Below are 1,493 nucleotides of genomic sequence, written 5' to 3'. Positions count from 1 at the left end.
GGACCCACCGGACCCACCGGACCCACCGGCACCGCCGGGCACGCCGGCACCGGACCCACCGGCGCAGGGCGGCCTGACGGCGGCGGGTGCCCCGGCCGGGTTCTTCGATCGCGCTTTCATCCGTCCCCGCATATCCGTCCCCGCAAGCTGACACGCCCGGCAGGACTGACACGTCCGGCAGGGCCCCGGAAACGCCGGAGACCCCGAGAGCCCCGGAGGACCGGCGCCTCGGAGCGGCGGAGGGCCGGAAGCCCCGGCAGGAGCAGACAGGCCGGGCGGGCCGGAGGGAACCGGCCGGCCACCGGTACCGCGTGGCGTCAGCGGCGCTGCGCCGGCAGCTCCATCACCACATTCGTCGACTTCACCGAGGCCACGGCCACCACGCCCGGTTCGAGGCCGAGCTCGTCAGCGGACTCGCGGCTCATCAGGGACACGATCCGGTGCGGACCGGCCTGGATCTCGACCTGGGCCATCACGCCGTCGCGTACCACCCGGGTCACGATGCCGGGGAAACGGTTACGGGCCGACTCCCCCACCACCGCCGCGTCCGCGGCCGGCGGCCGGTCGCTCGAGGCCGCGAGCTCCTTGCTGAACTGGGCCAGCGCGGCACCTTCGACGGCCTGCCGGCCGCTGCTGTCCCGTACCAGCGGCAGCCGGCCGGCGTCGGCCCACCTTCGGACGGTGTCGTCGCTGACGCCCAACAGACCGGCTGCGTCTGAGATCCGCAAAGTCGCCATGCATGCACCATAACCAGCGTATCTACGGTTTGTCGCATGCAGCGGATCCGAATCCACGGTTACTTCGCGCATCTCGGCGCTGGTCATCGCCGACCGTCCCAACCGACCGTCACCGCTGACAAACAAGCATGCTACGCGACCGGACCGTCCGGTCATACGCCCGGCCCCAGCCGCCCGGCCCCGGCCGACGGGACAGGCCGCCTGGGCACGGATGGCCGGGCACGGCCGGCCGGACGGGCCGTGAGGCCGTGCTCCGGCACCCGCCCACACGTCCGGGCGAGCGGCTTCAGGCCGCGCGCAGCCGGGCGGCCAGGGCCGCGGCGGCCGGCCCCGGCTCGGCGTCCTGCGTGATGCCCCGGACGACCACGACCCGCCGGGCGCCGGTGCCGAGAACGTCGTCCAGGGTGGCCGCGTCCACCCCGCCGGTGACGAACCAGGGCTTGGCGCCGGGGGTGAAGGGGGGCGCGAGCCGGGCGGCCAGGCGCGGCAGCTCCAGCCCGACCGGCGCACGCCCCTGCTTCGTGGGTGTCGCCCACACCGGGCCGACGCAGAAGTAGTCCACGTCGGGATCCTCGATCGCCGCGGCGAGCTGGTCGGGATCATGGGTGGACAGGCCGATCAGCACGTCCGGGCCGAGCAGCCGGCGGGCCAGCCGGGGCGGGATGTCGTGCTGGCCGACGTGCAGCACGTCGACGCCGGTGAAGGCGGCGAGGTCGGCCCGGTCGTTGGCGGCGACCAGCGCCCCCCGCGGCCGTG

Annotated in this window: 2 protein-coding genes; both read right to left on the bottom strand. The window is 74.9% G+C overall.

What is annotated here, in order from left to right; all coding sequences use genetic code 11:
• Nucleotides 1–317 precede the first annotated feature (317 nt).
• Nucleotides 318–737, bottom strand: coding sequence for a TOBE domain-containing protein (locus tag AC5LSR_RS22305; RefSeq protein WP_250284310.1), 420 nt, complete (start codon nucleotides 735–737; stop codon nucleotides 318–320).
• Nucleotides 738–1,023: 286 nt separating this feature from the next.
• The coding region (locus AC5LSR_RS22300) for a thiamine phosphate synthase (RefSeq protein WP_493468952.1) at nucleotides 1,024–1,493 on the bottom strand (470 nt) is incomplete at its 5' end.

This window comes from Protofrankia sp. CiP1_Cm_nod4, assembly GCF_982290645.1.
The sequence above is the reverse complement of the archived record's forward strand: the minus strand, read 5'-3'. Positions and strand labels throughout refer to the sequence as shown.

Coding starts and splice junctions, on each gene's coding strand:
- AC5LSR_RS22305 (WP_250284310.1), bottom strand. CDS start 737: ATGGCGACTTTGCGGATCTCAGACGCAGCCGGTCTGTTGGGCGTCAGC.